This is a genomic window from Alkalicoccobacillus plakortidis, assembly GCF_023703085.1.
Taxonomy (GTDB): domain Bacteria; phylum Bacillota; class Bacilli; order Bacillales; family Bacillaceae_D; genus Alkalicoccobacillus; species Alkalicoccobacillus plakortidis.
In genome coordinates this window covers 345,969-369,256 of sequence record NZ_JAMQJY010000003.1, presented here as the reverse complement: position 1 = coordinate 369,256, position 23,288 = coordinate 345,969, and the positions used below count along the sequence as shown (strand labels likewise).

The following is a 23,288-nucleotide window of genomic DNA, read 5'->3' as shown; positions in this document are numbered from 1 at the left end:
ATAGGAGGGTATAAGTATGTTTTCGAGTTTGAATACAGAAAAAAAAGAGTCATTGCTTGAATCGTATGATAGCCGAAATCATCCATTTTTTTATAAAAGTTCAGAAGGCACGATACGCTCCGAGGGTGTTGGATTAATGGTTGATGCGGTTCCGATGAATGATCGCGAATTTTCTACAAGGCTAGCTTTGGCATTTGATACCGCAAGTAAACAAGGGATAAAAGATCCGGTCATTGTAGGAGCCATTCCTTTTAATCGTGAGCAAAAGCCATTTTTACATATTCCATTAAAAGTTCAGAAGGAGTCGGGTGTAAATTGTGGTGAACCGAGTGAACTAGCTGCGATATCCGGTGAGATTGAGTGGGAGGAGATACCTAAAAGGAACATGTATGAACAAATGGTTGAAAAGGGAGTTGCTGAGATTAATAAAGGGGCAATTGAAAAAATTGTGCTGGGACGAAGGCTGCAGCTGATTACCAATGGAACCGTAGATCGCACAAAAATTCTAACGAACCTTGCGAGTGTTAATCAGGCAGGTTTTACATTTGCGGTGGATCTTGAGGGTAGGCATAGTGAACAAACGACTTTAATGGGAGCGAGTCCAGAGCTACTTGTGCGCAAAAAAGGAAATCAACTCTCAATTAATCCATTGGCGGGTTCACGTCCAAGAACAAGTGATCCTAAACAAGATGTTCGACTTGCGGAAGAGTTGATGAGTTCAGAAAAGGATTTGCATGAGCATGCGTTTGTGGTTGATGCGATTATCGACCAGCTTAGGCCGATCTGCAAGGACATTAAAGTGCCGGATCAGCCTTCCGTCATTGCAACTAAAACGATGTGGCATCTTTCCACATATATTACGGCGGTTCCAAAAAACGAATATCAATCAGCTAGTGCGCTTGCTAAGATACTGCATCCAACACAAGCTGTTTGCGGATTCTCGCGAGACCAAGCAGCAGCGAAGATCAAAGAAATTGAACAAGAAGACAGAGCATTTTTCACTGGACTTGTTGGCTTGGAAAATGCTGCTGGTGATGGAGAATGGGCGATTGCCATTCGTTGCGCAGAAGTGTCAACAGAGCAAGTAGAGTTGTTTGCTTGGAGCAGGTATCGTTGCAAGCTCGGATCCTAGAGAAGAAGCGGAAGAGACACATGCGAAGTTTCAAACGATGTTACAAGCACTTGAATGTGCAAATAAAGGAGGTCTGAGTGATGAATAGTGATGGGTTTCCATTGTGGGATCAAAAGCGTGTGAAGCGATATAAGGAATTAGGTCTTTGGGAGAATGAGACGTTTGGAGAGATGCTCACACGTCTTGCACGTATTCATCCCGATAAGGTGGCACTAACGTGGCACGGGCAACATTTGACATATGCTGAGCTTAATCATCGAGTGGAGAGGTCTGCTAAAGCTTTGTTGGCATTTGGTTTAAAACAAGGGGATAAGGTGATTGTACAGCTTCCTAACTCGTTTGCTTTTTTTGAGGGGGTATTTGCGTTATTTAAGATTGGCGTTTTGCCAGTGTTTTGCCTGCCATCGCATCGCTTTCATGAGATCTCTCATATTGCTATGCATGTTGAGGCCGTTGCCTATCTCACGTCTGAAAAGCGGACGGGGTTTGACTATGTAAGTTTGGCTCATGAGGTGAAGGAAAGTTGCCCAGAGCTGGTCCATATTTTTTCTTTTGATGAGATGGATGGATTAGTTGAAACGGGACAGTTTGAGGGTGAAACGGACCTTCAAGTGAAGGTGGATCCTGATTCATATGCCTTTCTTCAACTATCAGGAGGTAGTACGGGTCTGCCAAAATTAATTCCTCGTACACATAACGATTATTATTACAGCGTCAGACGCAGCAATGAGTTATGCGGCATCAATGAAGAGAGTGTGTATCTTGCGGTTCTACCAGTTGCTCATAACTACCCGCTCAGTTCACCGGGTGTACTTGGTTTGTTACTTGGTGGAGGACGAATCGTGTTAGCTGATTCAGGCTCAGCGGATGAGGCGTTTCAATTAATTGAAAAAGAACAGGTAACGATTACAGCTTTGGTTCCGCCTCTTGCGCTTGTTTGGCTAGAAGCGGTTAAACATCGTAAGGAAGATCTGTCGAGCCTTCAGGTCATTCAAGTGGGAGGGGCGAAGTGTAGTGCAGAAGTGGCTAAACGAATCGGTCCTGCTTTCCAATGTACACTCCAGCAGGTATTCGGCATGGCTGAAGGCTTGGTGAATTACACTCGCTTAACGGATTCAGAGGACAAAATTCTCTATACGCAGGGGAAACCGATGTCAGAGTACGATGAAATTCGTATTGTAGATGAGCATGAGAATGATCTTGGACTTAATATAGCTGGAGAATTATGGACACGAGGGCCATACACGATCCCTGGTTACTTTAAGGCAGATGATCATAATCGTAAGTCGTTTTCTCAAGATGGGTTCTATAAAACTGGTGATGTTGCGAGTGTGACAGATGATGGTTATCTCATCGTTCAAGGGCGAATGAAAGACCAAATTAATCGAGGTGGGGAGAAAGTGGCCGCTGAAGAGGTTGAAAATCAATTACTTGCTCATGAAACAATTTTCGATGCGGCAATCGTTGCTATACCAGATGACTATCTAGGCGAACGAGTTTGCGCTTATATCATTTTAAATAAAAGCTTCACCATAGAAGCAAAGGAAGTCAAAGCCTACTTACGAAGCAAAGGGCTTGCCGATTATAAAATCCCTGATGTGGTTCACTTTGTAGACTCTTTTCCTGAAACAGGAGTAGGTAAGGTTAGTAAACAACAGCTCAGACAAGCAATTGTGCAGAAAGTACTTATGAATAACTAAAAAGGATGTGTCAGTATGGCTCTACCAAAAATAAAGGACTATTCAATGCCAACCAAAAAAGATTTGCCTACAAATAGGGTCGATTATTGGGAGGTAGATGCAAATCGATCCGCTCTATTAATTCATGATATGCAAACGTATTTTATAAATGCATTTGAAAAGGGACCTCTCATTGAGACATTACTTTCGAATATTCAAAAGCTAAAAGAGGTTTGTCGATCTCTAGGCATCCCAGTTTATTACACCGGACAACCTGGTGAGCAATCACTTGAAAACAGAGCGTTACTTCAGGATTTTTGGGGATCAGGACTGCCCGCCGATCCAAAGCAAGAAGCGATTGTCTCAGCATTAACACCGGAAGAAGGGGATGTACAGCTAACAAAATGGCGTTATAGTGCGTTTCAACGCTCAGATTTCTTAGAACGTCTACAGAAACAAGGACGTGATCAACTAATCATCACGGGTGTCTATGCACATATCGGCTGCCAAACAACAGCCGTTGATGCCTTTATGTATGATATCCAATCCTTTTTTGTAGGTGACGCGCTTGCTGATTTTTCGTTAGAGCACCATGTACACTCATTAAATTATGTAGCAACTCGTTGCGGGCACACACTTACGACCGACGATTGCATGCAGCAACTGCAATCTGATTCAGGTACAAAAACAAAAAACGCGATCAAGGCGGATATTGCAGCTTTTTTAGATGAACAGCCTGAATCTATCTTAAATGATGAGAACTTATTAGATCGAGGTCTGGATTCCATTCGACTGATGGCACTTAGTGAACAGTGGAATCGTGAAGGCTATCAGCTCACTTTTGCGGAGTTAGCGGAGTCTCCATCCGTAGATGCGTGGAGCGAGCTTTTACAAGAGAGTCAACGTGACAGCTAATCCTGAATAGATGTGAGGGATCAAGATATGGAGCAAATTTCAATAAAACAGAAGCTAACCCAAGCTCAGCAAGGGATTTGGCTTGCAGAAACGTTAGGGCAAAGCGGTTCGGATTTTAACACAGCTGAATATGTCGAAATCAATGGTCATGTGCAGGTGGATGTTTTGATTGAGGCGATCACTCAAACCATGATGGAAGCAGAGGGGTTATATACGACATTTAAGCAAGAGACAGATCATGTTAGCCAAATCCTTAACAAACCGTTTCAACCATCTATTGATTTGCTAGATATGAGTAAGGAAGAGGACCCACATGAGGCAGCTTTTTTATGGATGGAAAAAAGCCGAACCGAAACACAGTTCTCTTTTGCTGAAGGTCCGTTGTTTCAACTAGCCTTATTAAAGGTAGGTGAGGAAACATACTATTGGTATTTGTGTATTCATCATTTAGTCATTGATGGATATGGCTATACCTTGCTTGGTGAATCGCACTGCTGATTTATACACTGCACATGTTTTGAAGAAGCAACCTCGGTTAAAACCATTTGGTACATTGGGTAAATGGTTGTCTGATGATGAAAATTATCTTACTTCTTCTAAGCTTGCTGCAGACAAGCAATACTGGCAAGAACTGTTGAAGCAGAATGAGGGAGTAAGTTTGGCGGAAGGTCATTCAACGATTCACAAGCAGTTTCACCGTTATTCATTGGATCTAGAGGATGGACAAGCTGACAAGGCGTATTCAATTGAAGAGAAGTTATTAGCAAGTGTCTCCGTTTATCTAGAGCATGCGACTAGAAAAAGTCGGGTGGTGATGGGGCTTCCTTTAATGAATCGTCTTGGTTCAGCTGCGATAACGGTTCCGACGAATACGATGAATATCGTACCGCTTCAAATTCAGATTACACCTGATCAACGCGTATCTGAAGTCATGATGCAAGTTCGTAAGCGCCTAATGGAGAGCAAACGTCACGGGCGCTATCGTCAGGAATGGATGCGGATGGATTTGGGGAAATCAGGTAGTAAAGAGCAAATCTACGGACCAATCGTCAACATTCTACCTTTTACCTATGAGTATAAATTTGGTGAAGCGGTTGGTAGCGTCCATCAGTTGTCAGCAGGACCAGTTGAAGATTTGTCTATTCAATTTTATAAACAAAAAGAAGTTAATCAGTATCAGCTTGTGGTTGATGGAAATCCGGAATTGTATACAGAGGCGGATGTAAGACATCACGCAGATGCTATTATTCGCATCTATCAGCAGCTTGTTGAAACAGACAAAAAGGTCGCGGAGCTTAGTGTCATTTCTAATGATGAAAAACAACGAGTAATTTGTGATGTAAATGAGACAAAGCGAACTGTACCAAAGCCTATTTTCACGGATGCGATTCGTATTCAGGCGACAAAACAACCAGATGCATATGCACTGGCATTTAAAAACACAGCCTATACCTATAAAGACGTAGACCATAAAGTAGAGCAAATCGCGTCTTTACTTAGATCAAAAGGGGTTAAAAAGAATACATTGATCGGTGTTTCGTTAGAACGGTCTCCTGAGATGGTGTGTCTGCTTTTGGCGACTTTACGTATCGGTGCAGCGTATTTGCCACTAGATCCGAGCTTCCCTAAAAAACGTCTTGAATATATGGTTCAGCATGCAAACGTGTCGTACGTGATATCAACAAGCTCTATTTCCAAAGATGCTCCTTCTTTTGGAGAGGCAGAGGTGATTCTACTTAATGAAGAGGAATTAGACGGTGTGCGTGTGGAAGAAGGATTCAGTGATGACTCGGTATCTATGGAAGATCCGGCCTATGTGATGTACACCTCAGGTTCAACCGGTAAACCAAAAGGAGTTGTGATTTCTCGAGGTGCACTCAATCAATTTCTGTATGCAATGGATGATCAGTTCTCATTGTCAGAGCAGGATGTATTTTTGGCCGTTACGACCATTGCGTTTGATATCTCAGCTCTAGAGTTATATCTACCACTCATGTCAGGGGCAAAAATGGTTTTAGCTGAGCAGGGAGACGTGCAGCAACCAGAGGTGTTGGGTAGACTTTCGGAAAAACATCAAGTCAGTCATCTGCAAGCAACTCCAACGTTATGGCAGATTTTATTAGAAGAGGTTCCAGAGTCATTACGTGATGTACATATACTTGTTGGTGGGGAAGCATTACCGGACCATTTGAAAAATCTTATGCTCTCAGTTGGAAAGTCTGCGACTAATTTGTATGGGCCAACCGAAACAACCATTTGGTCGGCGGTTGAAGAGCTTTCAGTTGAGAAGCAAACAGTGTTAGGTAGTCCGATTTGGAATACGCAGCTATATGTATTGGACACAAGCTTACGGCCAGTTGGTCCAAAAACAGTAGGAGAGTTGTATATTGCCGGAGCAGGACTTGCCCATGGATACCTAGGAAGGTCTTCGCTTACAGCAACCCGGTTTATTGCAAATCCATTTGGAGCACCAGGCTCTAGAATGTATCAAACGGGCGACCTCGTTCGATATGAAGAAAACGGAACTCTTTCATTTCAAGGGCGAACCGATTCTCAAATCAAACTTCGGGGTTATCGAATTGAACTTGGTGAGGTAGAGGGGGTGCTTCAGTCTCATTCGGCAGTTCGTCATGCTGTTGCTAGTACTTTTGGAAAGCAAGGGAATGAGCGGATTGTTGCCTATATTGAAGGTGGGAATCTTGTTCAAGAGGCAGATCTTCTAGAGTTTGCAGCAGAACGTTTGCCAGTGTATATGGTACCAAGTCAGGTGGTTCACTTAGATGCCATTCCATTAACACCAAACGGCAAAGTCGATCGAAATTCATTACCAAAACCTGAGTCAAATAGCGCGTATCTTGAGCCAAGATCAACAGAAGAAAAACAGATTGCACACTTAATGGCGAGCATTTTAGAGCTAGAACGTGTAGGACGTGATGATCATTTCTTTTCTATAGGTGGGAACTCCCTTCTAGCTGTTCAGCTTGTTGCTAAGATTCGAAACACATTTCAAATTGAGATGAGTGCAGGTGAGATTTTTGAATCGCCAACCGTAGAGCAACTAGCAAATCAGGTGAGGGGAGCGACTGCAGCAACAAAGATGGTTGCACGTGATCGTCCAACACGTATTCCTTTATCCAATGAACAGAAGCGCTTATGGTTTCTGCATCAATTAGATAAGGAAAACCCTGTGTACAATATTCCATTTATCATTGAAATGGAGGGGGCGATTAAGCCGCAACTGATTGAGCGTGCCGTACAAGATGTGATCGGTGCTCATGAACCTCTTCGAACGTTGATCGTTGAAGATAATGAAGAGACTTATCAAAAAATCCTCTCAATAAAGCAGTCAAAAAAAATGTTGGTCGAGCGGTGGATTCATTCAGAACAAAAAGAGTCAGTATTACAGTCAGTTGTCCGCTATTCATTTGATCTTGAAAAAGAGTCAGCCATTCATTGTCAGCTGTTACGAACCGGAGAGACCACCGCAACATTAGTGATTGTGCTGCATCATATCATGGCGGATGGCTGGTCATTAGCGACACTTGGACGTGATTTGTCTGATGCGTATGCCAAAAAACTAGCTGGTGAGGAAACGGCGATTCCTTCACTAAGCTTTCAGTACGCAGATTATGCGCTCTGGCAGCAACATCATGTTTCAAAAGAGAAGTTGCATCAACAGTCTGAGTTTTGGACAAAAGAACTGGAAGGACTTCCTGAACAAGTGTCACTACCTGTTGATGGTAAGAGGCAACCGACTACGGATGTAGATGCAAAAACGTATGACTTTATGATTGATGAAGAGATCTATCAAAAGCTAAAACAAGTAAGCCAGACGCATCAAGCAAGCATGCATATGGTTCTACAAGCGAGTCTTGCTTCGTTATTAACAAAGCTAGGTGCAGGCACAGATTTGGCAATTGGCACACCACTTGCTGGTCGTTCAGATGAGCAACTACATCATTTAATTGGACTATTTATTAACACACTTGTATTACGCACAAATACAGGAGGCAATCCAACATTTACTGAGTTGGTCGAACGAGTAAAACAGCAAAATATGCGTGCCTATAGACATTCAGATATTCCTTTTGAACAGGTGGTTGAGTCGATCAATCCAAAACGGATGCCAGGGCGGAATCCGTTGTTTCAAGTGATGTTTGTGCTTCAGCAAACCCCAGAAGCACAGGTTAGCTTTGAGGGTGTATCCACACAAACAAGAATAGAGCCAGTGGGATCAGCTAAATTTGACCTCACATTTGAGTTGGATGAACACAGTAATCGATTAGATGCTCGAATTGAGTATCGAACCGATTTGTTCACGGAAGAGCGAATAGCTGATATGGCAAGCCAGTGGTTACGTGTGTTGCGTCAGGTTACGTCTAAACCTGATTCTTCAATTGGAGCATTACAACTTATTAGTGAAGAAAAAGTGCAGGAGTTAAAGAGTGGCTCAGTGAAGAGTAGGAAGCAATTCGGCCATTTAGCTAGCTCCTTTGAAGAGGTTGCACGTCAGCATCAAGCTAGTGTCGCTTTGACGTACAAAGATGAAACTCTAACTTATTATGAGCTTAATAGTAGAGCTAATCAGCTTGCCTATGAATTAGTAGCTAGTGGAGTAGGGCATGGAGATTATGTGGCAGTGGCTTTATCACGCTCGCTTGATTTGGCTACAACACTTCTAGCTATCTTAAAAACAGGGGCTGCCTATGTACCACTTGATCCTGCAAACCCATTAGAGAGACTACAATTTATCATTCAGGATGCAAGTCCATCTTGTTTAGTAACGACAACAGAGTTGAACCACGATTTGAATACAAAGTGTCCAGTTATTGCTCTTGATTTAGATGAAACAAATAAAAGAATTCAAAATCGCTCTATCACCAATTTAGAAGGGATTCAACGTTCAGAGAGAGACCCAACGTATATCATCTATACATCTGGTTCAACGGGCAAACCTAAGGGAGTTCGAGTTGCGCATCAAAACGTGTGGAGACTTTTTGAAGAAACAAATACCTGGTACGAATTCTCGTCAGCTGATGTGTGGTCGATGTTTCATTCCTATGCGTTCGACTTTGCGGTATGGGAGTTTTGGGGTGCTTTACTTCATGGAGCAAAGGTTGTGCTGATCCCTCAAGAAGAAGCGCGTTCACCCGAAGCCTTTTTACACAGACTAGTTGAGGAAAAGGTGACGATACTGAACCAAACTCCGTCAGCCTTTTATGCGCTGGCTGAGCAATGCTTAGAGCATGTAGATCTAGCAAAACAACTCTCGTTACGAGCCATTATCTTTGGAGGAGAAGCGTTAGATTTTGCCAAACTCACATCGTGGTATAAGATTGGTCATCCTGCAAAGCTGATCAATATGTATGGCATTACTGAAACAACGGTGCATGTTACGTATGCAGAAGTTGAACCTGGAAAACGAGATCAAAGTCACATCGGAAGTCCGATCCCTGATCTATCTATCTATGTGCTAGATGATTGGCTACAACCCGTGCCAGACGGAATGACTGGTGAAATGTACGTAAGCGGAGCGGGGTTAGCAGATGGATATGTAGGCAGACCTTCATTAACGGCTGAGCGATTTATTGCCAATCCATTTGGTGAGCCGGGCAGTCGGATGTACCGCACAGGGGACCTAGCAAGAATTCAAAAAAACGGTTTGCTTGTGTATATGGGTCGCTCTGATAAACAAGTAAAAGTGAGAGGACACCGTATTGAGCTCGGTGAGATAGATGCAGCAATTCTTGAATCAAATGAAGTTAAACAGGCAGCAACGATCCTTTACGAGAATGTAAATGAAGATAAGCAATTGATTTCCTATCTGGTAATGGAGAAGACAGGTGAGATCGAACAACTGCAAGCGCACCTTACCGCCATATTACCTGAATACATGATGCCTGCTTCATATGAAGTGCTAGAAGAGCTTCCATTAACAACCAATGGAAAGCTCGATGAAAAAGCATTACCAGGACCAAGCGTTTGACTATGCGAAACATGAAGCGCCTCCACGAACTCCTCAAGAGCAGGTTTTGTGTGAGCTATTTGCCGAAGTCCTAGATCAACCGCAAGTAGGTATTCATGATCATTTCTTTGATCTAGGAGGACATTCTCTTATCGCAGTCGAGTTAATCAAACGTTTAAATAAACAATTTGGTGTGTCACTAAGCCTTGCCGTATTGTTTGAAGAGCCAACGGTTGCTGGTTTATCAGACAAGCTCAATACCAAAGGCACAAGTCATGCACTAGATGTGCTGTTGCCATTGCGGAAAAATGGAAGTGATCAACCGCTGTTTTGTATCCATCCGGCTGGAGGATTGAGTTGGTGCTACGCGGGATTATTAAGCCAAATTAATGGGGAAGTGCCAATCTATGGTCTTCAAGCTCGAGGCATCGGTCGTGAGGAGAAGATGCCTAGTACGATTACTGAAATGGCCAAAGACTACATCCGACAATTAAAATCTATTCAGTCATCAGGTCCATATCGACTATTAGGCTGGTCCTTAGGTGGGAATGTCATTCAAGAGATGGCGATTCTTCTTGCCGCGGAAGGAGAAGACGTTTCTGATCTCTTTATTCTGGATGCTCATCCAAGGCAATTCTATCAAGCAGAGGGAACTCCAACTGAAGAAGAGTCATTAATCGGGTTACTGGCTTTAGCAGGTTTTGACCCAAGCGGATTTCGAGTCCATCGACACACTAACTATGGACGATGTTATCACCATATTGACTCAAGAGGGTAGTGCGTTAGCAAGCTTAGATCGAGACACAATCAATCGTATGAGACAATGCTATATCAATGCTGTTCAATGTTTACGTGAGCACAAGCCATCTATTTATCATGGGAAAACCGTTTTCTTCCGCTCACTGCAAATACCTGATTGGTTGTCTTATGTTGGACCAGACATTTGGAATCCTTTTTTCACAGCGGGTGTTGAGGTTTATGATGTAGATTGCCGGCATAAAGATATGTGCCAGCCTGGTCCTCTCCGGGAGATTGCAGAAGTTGTTTCAAATAAACTAACGGGAGAGAATACAATATGAATAGACAAACACTTGTATTAAAAAATGAAAAAAACGAACACTCTCTTTGGCAAGCATGGATGCAGGTTCCAGCTTGGGTGGCAGGTTGTTTTTGAGGGGAACAAGCAAGAGTGTGAGGACTATATAGAAACACATTGGACCGATTTGAACGTGGACAGCTCTGGTAAGTTGTCCTTGGTTCAAACTGTGCGTGAAAAGTGAGCAACATGAATAATCAAAAGAAAATCATTTGTATTGTCTATGTGATGGCAATGTTCACGGTATCCTTGGATACAACGATTGTGAATGTCGCGCTAGCTACGATTAGTCATGATTTTTCGTTGAAACCAGAGCAAACAGGAATGATCAATATCAGCTACCTAGCTAGTTTAGCCTTTACGATGCCGGCTGCAGGTTGGTTAGCTCAACGATACGGGGCAAAGGTGATTTTTCTTTTTGCATTTGCAGGTTTTACATTGGCATCCGTTTGGTGTGGTCTCTCTACCAACATTGTCTCACTAAATCTCGGCAGAATGGCACAGGGAGCATCAGGAGGATTGTTAACACCGGTGGCTATGGCTATTTTATTTAGAACATTCCCACCTGAAGAGCGCTTAAAATTATCTCGCGCACTCATTCTACCCATTGCACTAGCTCCGGCATTAGGACCAATCGTTGGAGGATTTTTTGTAGAATATGCAACGTGGAGATTAGCCTTTTTTATCAATTTGCCTATTGGAATTGTAGCTATCCTACTCGCGCTTTATTATGTGAAAGTCGATAAAGGAGCCAAGCAATCAACCTTTGATTATAAAGGGTTATTACTCGCAGGCCCTGGACTTGTCCTGCTTATGCTTGCTTTATATTTGGGACAGGAAAGAGGTTTTTCAACTTCTATCAGTCTACTCTTAATCATTGGACTATTATGTATAGCTGGACTCGCAAAAGTGGAGTGGAATCAACCGAATCCGCTGCTACATGTTCGGTTATTTACAAACCCATTGTATCGATCGATGACGATTAGTATGGCCGCTTGTGCTGGCGCGTTGCTAGGACTAATCTATGTATTCCCACTGATGTATCAGCAGGTATTTGATGCAACGGCACTTGAGTCGGGGCTTGTCTTATTCCCTGAGGCACTTGGTCTCATGCTTGCTTCACAGATCATGCCTTATTCTTTTAAGAGATTCGGACCAAAGCTGGTTGTACAAATAGGAGTGTGCCTAACAGCTATAATCTATTTGCTCTTGGCACAAATCAGTGCCGACACAAATCCATGGGTGATTCGAGTGCTCTCCTTCTCAGTAGGTGTGTGTTTAGGACATGCTGTGGGGGCTATTAATATGTCTGCATTTGCAACAATTAGCAAGGAACAAATGGGACACGCCACAGCACTGTTCCAAGTATTAAGTCGAGTAGGTTCTGCGGTAGGTGTTGTCCTGCTATCATTTATGCTAGCATTACCGAATGACCTTCCTATGATAGGCACAGGTGCTGATGTTCCATATCGTATGTCCTTAATAGCTGCTTGTTTACTCCTATTTGTTGCTTTCATTTCAGCTGCAAAATTAACAAAAGAAAATGAATCGATCTTAAAAGAAAAGATGATTCAAAAACAAGAAGCTAAAAGGAAAACCGGATGATGGCACAGATTTGTTATAGTCGTATCCCTAATGAGATGAGCTTGGAGTTCGTTAAACTCTCGTCTACCGTTTGTTTCGAGCAAACGACAGGGGAGAATTTTAAAGCAAAAATGCCTGCAACGAGCTTGGCAGCTATGGATATCAGAAAGGCTTGTACAGAACCAAATGGAAAAAAAGTTTGGGCAGTCCTGTACCTTTACTCAAGAACAGTACGGAAAACCAAGAATCAAAGATCAAGATGTTCATTTTAATTGTAGCCATTCTGGAGATTGGGTAGTGTGTGTATTTGCTGATGAAGAGATTGGAATTGATATCGAACAAATGAAACCCATTCAAACAGATCTCTACACTGCTTGTTTTCCGGAGTGTAATCATCTTAATGAACAAATCTTTTTCCCGTTGTGGACGGTAAAGGAAGCGTATGTAAAAGCAACAGGCTGTGGTCTGTACAAGGAGCTTTCTACCATTCTCATTCAAGAAGCACAGCTCGAATCAGATTGCATGACTCCAATAGATTTACAAAAGAAACATTCATTCTCTTGTAGGCGAATCAATCTCATTAAAGGTTATGCCCTAGCCATTTGTGGAACAAAAAAAGACTTGGAATCTATTGAGATCATTAAAGAGACCATTGAATCTCTTACACCTCATTAAGCTGCTCTTAGCAAAGAGTGGATTTTTGCGTTATAATGAGAATTATTATCAATTATGTTGGTAGGGGATAAAATGCTAGATTGGAAAATGGCAACTGTTCGCTTAAAAGAGGTCAAGACATGTGCTGGAACGTGGCCAAAGGGACCAAGTTATGCTGATCATTATATGTTAATTGTTATTTATAGCGGGAATGCCAAAATGACATATGGATTAAATGAACGTGAACTGACACCTGATCACTTTTTTGTGATCAATGCCGGTGAATCCTACGAAATCACATCAGTAGAGGCTGGAGTAGAAGGGGCGCTTTTTTATTTTCAATTATATGAGGAAATAGACAGCAGCACTTTAGTGGCAAATGTCGAGTATCAATTTAAAAAAACCTCTGGCAAGGTTGAGCTAGATTGGTCACACATCCTAACGATAGATGATACAGATATTTTCGAACAACAATTAATCTTCCAACGAGCTTTATATACGTGCATCAACCAAGGTAGTCTCACATCTTTAGACAAGGTCAAACAGATCAAGACATGGATGGAAGAGCATCCTTGCAATAGGCACCGGTTAGGTGAGCTAGCAAAGCTTTCAAAGGTAACATCTACGTATTTAAGTACAGAGTTTAAGAAAGAAACGGGGAAATCGATTAATCAATTTTCTACAAAAGTAAAAATAGCAGAGGCCAAGAAGTTGTTACGTACAACGCCCTTACCTCTAAAAGAAATTAGTGCTCACGTAGGCTACGACGATGAATTTTATTTTAGTAGGAAGTTTAAAAAAGAAACAGGTAAAGCGCCTAGCTTTTATCGAGAGATACATCGGTTAAAGGTAGCTGCTTATGATAAAGACGTATTGGGAGATTTACTCGCCCTGCACTGTGTACCATACGCAGCTCCTATGCATCCGAAATGGACAAAAGCCTATTTTGAACAATATCAACACGATGTACCGGTTCATTTAAGTGCGTACCGGGCGGATCTAGATTGGAGAGCGAATCTCAAACAGATCCAGTATGTGCAACCAAATCTAGTGATTGCAAAAAAACAAGTTTCAGAGGAGCAGCAACACTTATTAAAACAAATAGATTCAGAGGTTCTATTACTTGATTCATCGAAAACTTGGCGTCATCAGCTACTGACTATTGCTAATGAAATCAGGGGTGAACAAGAGGCTACGCATTTCTTGAAGCAATATGATGATGTCGTGGAAGAATGTAGAGAACTAATAGCGGATAAAAAAGTTCAGCCACCTACAATTATTTGTATTAAAGGTCAGTCTATATTTCTGTATGCAAATAAGGGAATCCAAGACTTATTTGAGGATGTAGGCTTTCAAAAAACAATGCCAAATGCTGAGATAAACCTTACGCAGTTGGCTGAAAAAGAACCTTCACAACTTTGGGTTCTGCATCTGCATGATCATCAAACGGAATCATTTTATGAAGAATTACGTGCAGATGAGATTTGGCTTGGTATGTCAGCAATCAGGAACAATCAAGTGATTTCGTTACCCTCTGATTTGTGGTTTGAATATTCCGCTACAGCTCAATATAAAAAACTACTTTTCCTAAAAAAACAACTTCTGTCCATGGTGGAGTGAAAAAAAATCCATGTGCATGAGTGTGATTATTTAATATAATAAACGAAGTTGATAATCATTCTCATCGGAGGGATAAAATGAAAAAAGCTTTATTACATACATCTGTATTGGCATGCGTCCTTATGTTGGCAGCGTGTGGATCTCAGGCAGAAGAAACGGAAGGAACGGAGCAAGAGGGATCGGCTAGTGAGAGTGAATCAAGTGGAGAGCAAGTAGTAACATATTTAGGAGAAGACTACACAATTCCTGAAAATGTAGAGCGAATTGTTGTCACAGGTGCGATGGAAGCAATGGAGGATTCTCTTGTCTTAGATGTTGAACCAATAGGTGTGATGACAGTGGGAGGCAGTGTGCCAGACATGTTTGCGCCGATTACTAGTAACGCTGAACCAATTGGTGAAAAAACAGAGCCAGATGTAGAAAAGATACTATCACTTGACCCGGATGTCATATTAGCTTCAACAAAGTTTCCGCCTGAAGTCGTGGAGGAGCTTGAAAAAGTAGCGCCAACAATTAAGATCTCTCATATTGCTTCAGATTGGGAGGAAAGCTTAGAGTTTTTGGGTCAGCTGACTGGTAAAGAGGACTTGGCAACAGAATCAATTGCGTCTTATTATTCCGAACTAGATGAAGCGAAAGAGAGTATCGGTGATCAATTAGATGATAAAACGGTTTTAGCCGTTCGCGTAAGAAATAACGATCTTTATATTTATCCAAGTTCCATTTTTGTTAATTCAATATTATACGATGACTTAGACATTGCTGCACCGGTGGTTACTGAAGCTGCGCAAGCTCAAGAGTTGATTTCGATTGAACAGCTTGCTGAGATTAATCCGGATTATTTGTTTATACAGGACGCTGCGGCTGAAAATTCAGGTGCAGAGACTGAAATCATTGATCAACTAAAGCAGGATCCAATCTTGGATAATGTACCAGCACTGACAGAGGATCAAACCTATGTAAACATCATTGATCCGCTGTCTGAAGGCGGGCCATCTTGGAGCCGGATGGCATTTTTAAATGAAGTGACCTCACTTTTTGAAAACTAGCACATTCCAGCCCAAGTTAGGAAAACGACCTTTGTCTTTTCTTCTTTGGGCTGGTTTTTTCTGTATAACTGTTGTGGTTGGATGGTGTTCATTAGCCATTGGAGCAAAATCAATGGAATGGAACACGGTTTTCCAAGTAGCGCTCCACTATGACGCAACAAATACAGATCATCAGGTCATTGTGTATAAACGATTACCGCGTTTAATGGGTGCGATCTTAATAGGTGCTAGTCTTGCTGTTTCTGGTGCCTTGATGCAAGGTGTGACCTGGAATTACTTGGCCTCGCCTTCTATCATGGGAGTGACGGATGGTTCATTGCTAATGGTTACCTCCGTTATGGTTTTATTTTCTGGTGTGTCCTCTTTTATGATGATTGGATCTTCTATTTTGGGATCTGCCATTGCGTCACTTATTGTCTTTGGCATTGCAGCCTCGTTGCCTCAAGGATTTTCTCCTGTACGTCTTGCTATTTTAGGCACAATTATCGGGACATTTTTCGGGAGCATCGCTCAAGCAATGGCACTTTATTTTCAAGTCTCACAGGACGTTGGTTTCTGGTATAGCGCAAGATTGCATCAAATGGATCTTGCGTTGGTTGCATCCGTTGCGCCATTTATTCTAGCGGGAATCCTATTTGCGCTGTGCTTATCGCGTCAGATTACAGCACTTGCTTTAGGGGATGAGGTGTCGGCTTGGACTAGGGCAACGAACAGGATTAATTAAAGGCCTCGCTTTTTTAGCTGTTGTTGTGTTAACAGGCATTGCCGTGGCATTAGCGGGTAGAATTGCTTTTGTTGGTTTAGCTGTACCTCATATCGCTCGTTTTATCGTCGGGCACGATTATAAAAAAATCATTCCTTTCTCAGCTGTATTAGGAGGATTGTTTTTAGCATTTAGTGATGTGGTAAGCCGCATGGTTAATTTTCCGTTTGAGACACCAGTAGGAGTAGTGACGGCCATATTTGGGGTACCTTTTCTCTTGTATTTAATAAAAACGAGAGGAGGCAAACGATTTGCAAAATCAACATAAACGATTTGTGCTCTTTTTAGTAAGTAGTCTCGTAATCATCTCAGTTGCCTTCTATTTAAGCTTAACAAGCGGATCATATGAATTAAGTATTAACCAGACATTTAGGACACTGTTTCGATTAGATGTGGATGCTCGTCAAGATTTGGTTATCTTTGATTTTCGCTTGCCACGTATTGTGTTAGGTGCGCTTGTTGGAATGGGGCTTGGAATAGCAGGAGCAGTATTACAAGGCATTACACGTAATCCTTTAGCTGACCCAGGCATTCTCGGCATTAATGCGGGAGCTGGAGCAACTGTTGTGTGCTTTTTATTCCTAGTACAAGGAAGTCTCATTGATATTAATTGGCTTAGTATCTTTGTGATGCCAATCGTAGGTTGGGTTGGGGGAATGCTTGCTGTTGTATTACTTCTAGTTTTTGCGACTGAAAGAGGACGACTTGACCCGCAAATTTTTATCCTAACAGGTATTGCGATATCTGCTGGATTTGGTGCGTTAACTTTGTTTGTTTCATTAAAGATGAATCCACGCGATTATGAGATGGCGGCTGTCTGGCTTGCTGGCAGTGTCTATAGTACAAATTGGAAGCATGTATTAATCACTCTACCTTGGATCTTGATTTTAACACCATTTATTGTCTACAAAGCGAGAAAACTAGATGTACTTGGTCTATCTGAAATAAGTGCAACAGGACTTGGTCTCTCTGTTACAAAAGAACGCTATACCTTGATCTTTCTAAGTGTTGGGTTGATCGCAGCGTGTGTTTCAGTTGCTGGAAGCATTGCCTTTGTAGGATTAATCGCCCCACATGTAGCAAGAAGGTTAGTTGGCATTCATCATCGGTTTGTTTTGCCTGCCAGTGGCATACTTGGCTTGATCATCGTCATGATCGCTGATTGGATTGCCAAAACAATTTTTGCGCCTGCCCAAGCTCCCGGTAGGAGTAGTGATTTCTATTATCGGAGTACCTTACTTTATCTTTCTTTTATTTCAAAGCAAACGAAACGCAAAATCAACTTAACAAAGGAGCTTCGGTTATGTTTAAACAAACAGGTGCTTATCAAGTTCCCAATACAATTGTCTGGGAAAGTTCGGATGGGAATTTCCCTAAACGACAAATCTATATCTCCATTCCATCGGTTGAAGCACCAAGTGACGGCTTTCCCGTCTTATTTGTACTAGATGGCAATGCGTGGTTTGGCGCGATAACAGAATTTAGTCGTCTACAAACACGTGCTCCTCATGGGTATCCACCAACGATCATTGTTGGAATCGGTTATGAGACAGATGAACCATTTTGCAGGCAAAGTCGCTTTTATGATTTTACGGAGAAGGTGGATAGCTCTGAATTAGGTCAATTAAAGCAGGTGCAAGCGAATCAAACAGGAGGAGTCAGCTCATTTCTCCAATTTTTTGAGAACGAGCTGATCCCATCTCTTGAAAAAGCATACCCACTTCATCAGACCAAACGTGCGTTGTTTGGACATTCTCTAGGTGGTTTGTGTGTTTTGCATACACTCATCCATAAAAGTAGTCTGTTCTCCACATACATAGCAGGAAGCCCTTCAATTTGGTGGAAAGAAGGTTACCTAAAAGAGTTAGTCCATTCATTTAAGTCTTTAGACGTTAAAGATATTCTAATAGGCGTTGGAGAAAATGAAAAAGGACATATGGTTGATGATGCGGAGTGGATGTATGAACAAATAAGAGGTAAAGATCATATTGAAGCACAGTATATATGTATACCAGATACTGGCCATATGAGTGTGGTTCCACCTTTTTTAAATACGGCTCTAAAGTTCTTTTTGGCAACGGGTGCTGAGTCTGGAAGATTATAAACTTTGATTTATCAAGAAGAATGGAGGAAAATACATGTAACTCATTTTAGAAAGGGACGTCCTATGACCATCGTTGAGAAATTAAAACTTGATAGATATACCAATATGGCTGTTATCAACGAACCAGATGATTATGATCTGTTTACGGAACAGGTCACTGCTCTTAGCCAAGACCATGATGCGATTTTTATTTTTGTTGAGACCTTAGAAGAGATGGTTGAGTATACGAAACGGGTAATAGACGATCAGTTATTGTTTGAGGCTGGGTATTTGTTTTTTGCTTATCCTAAAAAGGGAAATAAACGGTATAGCGGTTTTATTCACAGAGATGAACTCTTTCCAAGCGATGAAGGTAGGGGAAGACGGATTTGTAGCGGATAGCGACTTAAAGTTCTCACGTATGGTTAGTATGGACGACGTTTTCACCGTGGTTGGAATAAAACGAGAATCAAAAAAGAAGGGTAAAAAATCAACGGCCGCAAGTCAGCGAGTTTCAGATTATGAAGATCGCGTTAAGGAAGTTGAAGAGATTCTGGAGAGTTCTGATGCCGTTGAATTTTTTTCGGAGTCTGACACCAGGCTATCAAAAAGACTGGGCACGCTACATCTTTTCAGCCAAGCAAGAAACAACACGAAAGAAACGCCAAACAAATGAAGGAGCTGCTCGCAGAAGGGTACAAATCAATCGCTTTGTATCGTTTAAAGAAAAAGTGATAATAACAATTGATTTCGAATTATTTCGAGGGGTCAAGCGTTAGTCGTTTGAAAAAGGCGAGATAAGTCTCAAAAAATTATTGGTGTACGTCGTTCCCTCATTGTCGTCATATGTTAGGCGGTTGAAGATCATCTAAAAAAATGTTAAAAAGGTACTATGAGAAATATTGTAAGTAAGATGTCATTTGTATTAATTGCTCCTAGCATATTACTTTTTGGAACTTTATTAGACAATTATTTAGTTGGGTATATTGTTGCTTTTTTATTTTTCTTATTAGCTATACTTATTAGACCAAACTATAAAGAAAATAAAAGTTACAGTTAAATCAAAATAATATACCGCCTTCTCAAAGAAGCCCAAGCGCACGATGCTTGGGCTTCTACTCTGCCATCTTGCTCTACTAATTCACCCTCCTTTTAGTTATATTAACCACTTTAAAAGGAACGTATTTTCGTGTTTACTAAAGATACTTTAGCAGTGTCAAAGGAAGCAAGAAAAAGGAAGTCAAAAACGCGGAGCGTCTGTAGGAAGCGCAACAAATTTCGCGTAGCTAATTAAAGAGGTATACTGTTCTATAAGATGCAAAGCTAAATGAGGAGGAATAAGTTTATGCAAAAATTGTTGGAGCAGCTCACAGGTTTACATGGTCCGTGCGGGAATGAGCAACCTGTTAGTAAATGGATAAGGGATTATGTAACATCACTTGCTGATGAGGTGCGAGTGGATGCATTAGGAAACGTCTTTGCGACAAAAAAAGGCGCAAAACCGGGTCCACATGTGGTGATCACTGCACATATGGATGAGGTTGGTTTCATTGCAAAGAAAATCGAGAACAATGGATTGATTCGCTTTGAAAAACTTGGAGGTAATGATGATCGCTTACTACTGACTCAAAAAGTTCAGCTCCGGACAAAAAAAGGCTTTTTAACTGGTGTGATTGGCAGTATTTCCGCTCATTATGCGAAGTTTGATGATGCCGGGAAGGTACGGAATCATCGTCAACTATACATAGACATTGGTGCTCGAGATAAGGCACATGCGCTTGAATTAGGAGTAGAGGAAGGTACTCCGATTACCTGGAAGCCGAACATGGAGTACCTGGGTAATGAATCGACAGGACGGTTTGTCGGAAAAGGGTTTGATGATCGAGCAGGGTGTGCGGTCATTATCAAGCTGTTAGAGGAGTTTGATGGCGCTGAATTTGCTGGCACAATTACGGCTATTTTTACCGTACAGGAAGAGGTCGGTTTGCGAGGTGCTCAAGTCGCGGCACGTCAGGTTGAGGCTGATGTTGCGATTGCGCTTGATACAACAGCCGTCAGTGATACACCTGAGGAAACAATGGATGCATCACTTGCTATAGGCGCAGGTACAGGTATTAAGGTACTCGACTTCAGTTTGATCTCCCACCCAGCTGTAAGAGATGCACTGATACATATAGCTGATGAGAAAAACATCGCTTATCAAAAGGAGATTTTTCCGGGAATCGGGACGGATGGAGGCGCAATAAGCCTAGCAAACAATGGCATACCTACAGGCGTACTTTCCATCCCATCACGTTACGCCCATTCACCTGTGGAAGTTATTGATCTGGGTGATTTATTAGCGACAAAAGAGTTGCTAAAAGAATTTATCATGTCGCTTAAGCAGGGTGTACAATTTTTATTTATTGAGGAATAGTTGATTGAATTTTTTTGCTCAGAGTGAAAGTTCTCTGAGCTTATTTTGTGAGAAATAAAAAGAAACACGTTTCATCTCGTTCACAATAAGGTAGATGATAAGTGAACCAATAATTTAAGGAGGAAGATATGCATGAAGAAGAAATGGTTAGCTGTAGTTCCCGCGCTTGCGTTGGTGGCCACTCCACTTCACCTTCAACAAGCAGAAGCAGCCTCGGAAAATGAAGTGGTTCAATCGGCAGAAATCCCGCCGGAGCTTAAGCCTATTTTAGATGTGGCACCCGAGCATCAGCCTACCTTACAGCAAGGTAGCGCTAGTATAGAGGTAGAGCTTGTTCAAGTGAAATTAAGCCACTTTGGATTTGATACGAATGTAGACGGTCTATTTGGTCCGAACACAAGTGAGCAGGTACGTGCATTCCAGTCAGAGCATGAATTAGCGGTGGATGGAATCGTTGGTGTAAATACGTGGACAGAATTACTTCATGAAGAAAGAAAAGATCAATTCACAGTGGAGTACGCGATTCAGTTAGCTGAACAGGAATTAGATAATGATGACCTAGTGTTTAGCAGTAACGGAGAGTTGCACGAAGACTCAGACGGTCAAACCTACTATCACCTTAGAGCGCAAAGCCAAGATCTAATTGATGGTGGTGGAACCGGTACAGTAGGATTCTACAATGTGTATAATAATGGTGATGTTGTTGAGACTGATCCGAAATAGATATCACGAAACACCTTTAAGTTAGAGATACTCACTTAGAGGTGTTTTTGTGTGGAGAATTAAATTTTACTAAGAAAAATGAATGAGTTGTCAAGAGAGACTAGGTGTTTAATAAGATGGAAAGGGAGTTATCAAGTGGAATTAGATAGAGCATCAAGATAGAAAGAAACTTAAACAAGAGCAGAGCCACTAATTCAAGAGATTTTAGTAAAATACCAAGATATACGCGCAAAAAAGGGACTGGGACGTAACTAGTCTCCAATACAAAAAAGATCTCTTTCATTCGAAAAATGGTGAGGGAGATCTTTTTTTGATTCTCGATTCTTAATATTCCTTGAAATCCCTAATAGTAATGAAACCTAATATAATCATTATAAAGATCTATGACGTTAGATTCAGAGTGCAAAATGTCGAATGAAACTTTGTTTATTGGATAGATAAAGAAAGCTGACGCTGTTACAATCACAAATGAAAGCGATATCATTTTTAGGTGTTGAAAATAGTTGTGGAAAGTATTTGCTGAAAATGCAAATAAACCTGTACGAGATCGTTATTCAGAAAGACGTATAAAAAGATGAGTAAGAACTGAATAGGGTTAGTAAGCAAGATATTAATTTTTTAAGTATAAATGTCTTTTGCCAGTAAGTCCTTACGCTAATAAAAGCCGAGAGAGACAATACTTTTTGTCCAACTCGGCTTTACTCTTTTATACCTCGTCCTTCCAAACTCCTTGCTCAAACTCTTTCATCTGATCTTCTGTACTTTGCGGATATGCTGTACGGAAAGGGTGGTGATCAGCAGGAATGACTTCTACCATCTTTGCGATCATGTCCTCAGGATCATGCTGCTGATCTAGGATCTCTTCCTGATTAGCAATGGATTGCTCTGGTGTGAAATTCTCACTAGCGTCATACCATTTCCACTTCTCTTCAAACATCCGATCATTAAAACCAGTTTCAAAAGGACCTGGATTAATCGTAGCTACTTGCACATTAAATTCTTTTAATTCTGCTCGCATGGTTTGGGCGATAGCTTCAATCGCGTGCTTAGTAGAGCTATATGCACCTAGATAAGGCATCGCGACGACCCCGACAATAGAGCTTAAGAAAACGATCTTTCCTGCTTTTTTCTGAACGAATTTCTTCGCAGCAATCTGGGCCGTTTCAAGTGTACTGAATACATTCGTCTCATAAATCTCTCGAACTCGATCCACCGGAATTTCGGAAATAGGACCACCTTCACCAATCGCAGCATTTGCCACAAATACATCAAAATCAAATTCATTAATCAAAGCCTGGTCTCTTTTATTTGTGATATCTAATTTAATTACCTTAAGCTCTACTCCAGCTTCTGTAGCCGCTTCCCTTAAGCTTGTAATTTGTGAAAGAATCTCAACAGCAGCAACCACTTTGTGTCCTTCTTTGGCAAGACCAAGAGCAGTACCTTTTCCTAGACCTGTACCAGCTCCTGTAATAAAAATCGTTTTAGACATCGTTAGCCTCCTACACTTCATTGTGTAGTAGACTATTCCCACTCTGATTTGTGATTAAACGGTCTATCTTAATTTGAAAGGAGCACTGATTAGAGGATAGAAGAATCAAAAAAGCGA

Annotated in this window: 17 protein-coding genes and 4 pseudogenes; 20 read left to right on the top strand and 1 reads right to left on the bottom strand. The window is 41.5% G+C overall.

The window, feature by feature from the left end; all coding sequences use genetic code 11:
* Positions 1-16: 16 nt before the first annotated feature.
* The 20 genes and pseudogenes from NDM98_RS19280 to NDM98_RS19195 all read left to right on the top strand — a co-directional run bounded on the left by NDM98_RS19280 (position 17) and on the right by NDM98_RS19195 (position 21,679).
* On the top strand, positions 17-1,132 hold the full coding sequence (locus tag NDM98_RS19280) for a chorismate-binding protein (RefSeq protein ID WP_251611077.1): 1,116 nt from the start codon (positions 17-19) through the stop codon (positions 1,130-1,132).
* On the top strand, positions 1,095-1,220 hold the full coding sequence (locus tag NDM98_RS24925; protein WP_506324408.1) for a chorismate-binding protein: 126 nt from the start codon (positions 1,095-1,097) through the stop codon (positions 1,218-1,220). Before NDM98_RS19280 ends, NDM98_RS24925 begins: the two co-directional genes overlap by 38 nt.
* Complete coding sequence (locus NDM98_RS19275) at positions 1,213-2,832, top strand: (2,3-dihydroxybenzoyl)adenylate synthase (protein ID WP_251611075.1); 1,620 nt, start codon at positions 1,213-1,215, stop codon at positions 2,830-2,832. The genes NDM98_RS24925 and NDM98_RS19275 overlap by 8 nt, the downstream gene beginning before the upstream one ends.
* A 15-nt stretch (positions 2,833-2,847) precedes the next feature.
* Positions 2,848-3,726 carry an isochorismatase family protein gene (locus NDM98_RS19270; RefSeq protein ID WP_251611073.1) on the top strand — a complete coding sequence of 293 codons (879 nt, stop codon included), beginning with the start codon at positions 2,848-2,850 and terminating at the stop codon, positions 3,724-3,726.
* Positions 3,727-3,753: 27 nt separating this feature from the next.
* Positions 3,754-4,224, top strand: a complete 471-nt coding sequence (locus NDM98_RS19265) for a condensation domain-containing protein (RefSeq protein ID WP_251611071.1) — start codon at positions 3,754-3,756, stop codon at positions 4,222-4,224.
* The gene (locus NDM98_RS19260; protein ID WP_251611070.1) at positions 4,190-9,712 is read left to right on the top strand and encodes a non-ribosomal peptide synthetase; all 5,523 of its coding nucleotides are present in this window, start codon (positions 4,190-4,192) and stop codon (positions 9,710-9,712) included. Before NDM98_RS19265 ends, NDM98_RS19260 begins: the two co-directional genes overlap by 35 nt.
* A complete protein-coding gene (locus tag NDM98_RS19255) occupies positions 9,681-10,469 on the top strand; it encodes an alpha/beta fold hydrolase (protein WP_251611068.1) in 789 nt (262 codons plus the stop codon). The genes NDM98_RS19260 and NDM98_RS19255 overlap by 32 nt, the downstream gene beginning before the upstream one ends.
* Positions 10,453-10,770, top strand: coding sequence for a thioesterase domain-containing protein (locus NDM98_RS19250; protein ID WP_251611066.1), 318 nt, complete (start codon positions 10,453-10,455; stop codon positions 10,768-10,770). Before NDM98_RS19255 ends, NDM98_RS19250 begins: the two co-directional genes overlap by 17 nt.
* Positions 10,767-10,865, top strand: a complete 99-nt coding sequence (locus tag NDM98_RS24760; RefSeq protein WP_251611057.1) for an MbtH family NRPS accessory protein — start codon at positions 10,767-10,769, stop codon at positions 10,863-10,865. The genes NDM98_RS19250 and NDM98_RS24760 overlap by 4 nt, the downstream gene beginning before the upstream one ends.
* A gap of 19 nt (positions 10,866-10,884) precedes the next feature.
* A pseudogene (locus NDM98_RS24920) lies at positions 10,885-10,971 on the top strand (hypothetical protein); the annotation flags it as partial.
* A gap of 5 nt (positions 10,972-10,976) precedes the next feature.
* The gene (locus NDM98_RS19240) at positions 10,977-12,392 is read left to right on the top strand and encodes an MDR family MFS transporter (RefSeq protein ID WP_251611049.1); all 1,416 of its coding nucleotides are present in this window, start codon (positions 10,977-10,979) and stop codon (positions 12,390-12,392) included.
* Between the two features lie 165 nt (positions 12,393-12,557).
* Complete coding sequence (locus NDM98_RS19235) at positions 12,558-13,046, top strand: 4'-phosphopantetheinyl transferase family protein (RefSeq protein ID WP_251611047.1); 489 nt, start codon at positions 12,558-12,560, stop codon at positions 13,044-13,046.
* A 72-nt stretch (positions 13,047-13,118) separates the two neighbouring features.
* The gene (locus NDM98_RS19230) at positions 13,119-14,645 is read left to right on the top strand and encodes an AraC family transcriptional regulator (protein WP_251611046.1); all 1,527 of its coding nucleotides are present in this window, start codon (positions 13,119-13,121) and stop codon (positions 14,643-14,645) included.
* A gap of 77 nt (positions 14,646-14,722) precedes the next feature.
* Positions 14,723-15,694 carry an ABC transporter substrate-binding protein gene (locus NDM98_RS19225; RefSeq protein ID WP_251611044.1) on the top strand — a complete coding sequence of 324 codons (972 nt, stop codon included), beginning with the start codon at positions 14,723-14,725 and terminating at the stop codon, positions 15,692-15,694.
* Positions 15,695-15,806: 112 nt separating this feature from the next.
* Positions 15,807-16,725 (top strand): annotated as a pseudogene (locus NDM98_RS24755) (FecCD family ABC transporter permease).
* A pseudogene (locus NDM98_RS19215) lies at positions 16,709-17,744 on the top strand (FecCD family ABC transporter permease). Before NDM98_RS24755 ends, NDM98_RS19215 begins: the two co-directional pseudogenes overlap by 17 nt.
* Positions 17,745-17,760: 16 nt before the next feature.
* Positions 17,761-18,561: an alpha/beta hydrolase gene (locus tag NDM98_RS19210; protein WP_251611042.1), complete on the top strand. Its 801-nt coding sequence runs from the start codon at positions 17,761-17,763 to the stop codon at positions 18,559-18,561.
* A gap of 63 nt (positions 18,562-18,624) precedes the next feature.
* A pseudogene (locus tag NDM98_RS19205) lies at positions 18,625-19,275 on the top strand (YdeI/OmpD-associated family protein).
* 610 nt (positions 19,276-19,885) lie between these two features.
* Positions 19,886-20,956 (top strand): M42 family metallopeptidase, encoded by a 1,071-nt coding sequence (locus NDM98_RS19200; RefSeq protein WP_251611040.1) that lies wholly within the window; start codon positions 19,886-19,888, stop codon positions 20,954-20,956.
* A gap of 132 nt (positions 20,957-21,088) precedes the next feature.
* Positions 21,089-21,679 (top strand): peptidoglycan-binding domain-containing protein, encoded by a 591-nt coding sequence (locus NDM98_RS19195; RefSeq protein ID WP_251611038.1) that lies wholly within the window; start codon positions 21,089-21,091, stop codon positions 21,677-21,679.
* 706 nt (positions 21,680-22,385) lie between these two features.
* Here NDM98_RS19195 and NDM98_RS19190 read toward each other — a convergent pair.
* A complete protein-coding gene (locus NDM98_RS19190) occupies positions 22,386-23,171 on the bottom strand; it encodes an SDR family oxidoreductase (RefSeq protein WP_251611036.1) in 786 nt (261 codons plus the stop codon).
* Positions 23,172-23,288: the final 117 nt, after the last annotated feature.

Bases quoted from the DNA above. Each gene is read 5' to 3' on its own strand.
- NDM98_RS19190 (WP_251611036.1), bottom strand. From the start codon at position 23,171: ATGTCTAAAACGATTTTTATTACAGGAGCTGGTACAGGTCTAGGAAAA.
- NDM98_RS19195 (WP_251611038.1), top strand. From the start codon at position 21,089: ATGAAGAAGAAATGGTTAGCTGTAGTTCCCGCGCTTGCGTTGGTGGCC.
- NDM98_RS19230 (WP_251611046.1), top strand. From the start codon at position 13,119: ATGCTAGATTGGAAAATGGCAACTGTTCGCTTAAAAGAGGTCAAGACA.
- NDM98_RS19235 (WP_251611047.1), top strand. From the start codon at position 12,558: ATGGAAAAAAAGTTTGGGCAGTCCTGTACCTTTACTCAAGAACAGTAC.
- NDM98_RS19240 (WP_251611049.1), top strand. From the start codon at position 10,977: ATGAATAATCAAAAGAAAATCATTTGTATTGTCTATGTGATGGCAATG.
- NDM98_RS19280 (WP_251611077.1), top strand. From the start codon at position 17: ATGTTTTCGAGTTTGAATACAGAAAAAAAAGAGTCATTGCTTGAATCG.
- NDM98_RS19210 (WP_251611042.1), top strand. From the start codon at position 17,761: ATGTTTAAACAAACAGGTGCTTATCAAGTTCCCAATACAATTGTCTGG.
- NDM98_RS24760 (WP_251611057.1), top strand. From the start codon at position 10,767: ATGAATAGACAAACACTTGTATTAAAAAATGAAAAAAACGAACACTCT.
- NDM98_RS19265 (WP_251611071.1), top strand. From the start codon at position 3,754: ATGGAGCAAATTTCAATAAAACAGAAGCTAACCCAAGCTCAGCAAGGG.
- NDM98_RS19275 (WP_251611075.1), top strand. From the start codon at position 1,213: ATGAATAGTGATGGGTTTCCATTGTGGGATCAAAAGCGTGTGAAGCGA.
- NDM98_RS19260 (WP_251611070.1), top strand. From the start codon at position 4,190: ATGGCTATACCTTGCTTGGTGAATCGCACTGCTGATTTATACACTGCA.
- NDM98_RS19225 (WP_251611044.1), top strand. From the start codon at position 14,723: ATGAAAAAAGCTTTATTACATACATCTGTATTGGCATGCGTCCTTATG.
- NDM98_RS19200 (WP_251611040.1), top strand. From the start codon at position 19,886: ATGCAAAAATTGTTGGAGCAGCTCACAGGTTTACATGGTCCGTGCGGG.
- NDM98_RS19270 (WP_251611073.1), top strand. From the start codon at position 2,848: ATGGCTCTACCAAAAATAAAGGACTATTCAATGCCAACCAAAAAAGAT.
- NDM98_RS19255 (WP_251611068.1), top strand. From the start codon at position 9,681: ATGAAAAAGCATTACCAGGACCAAGCGTTTGACTATGCGAAACATGAA.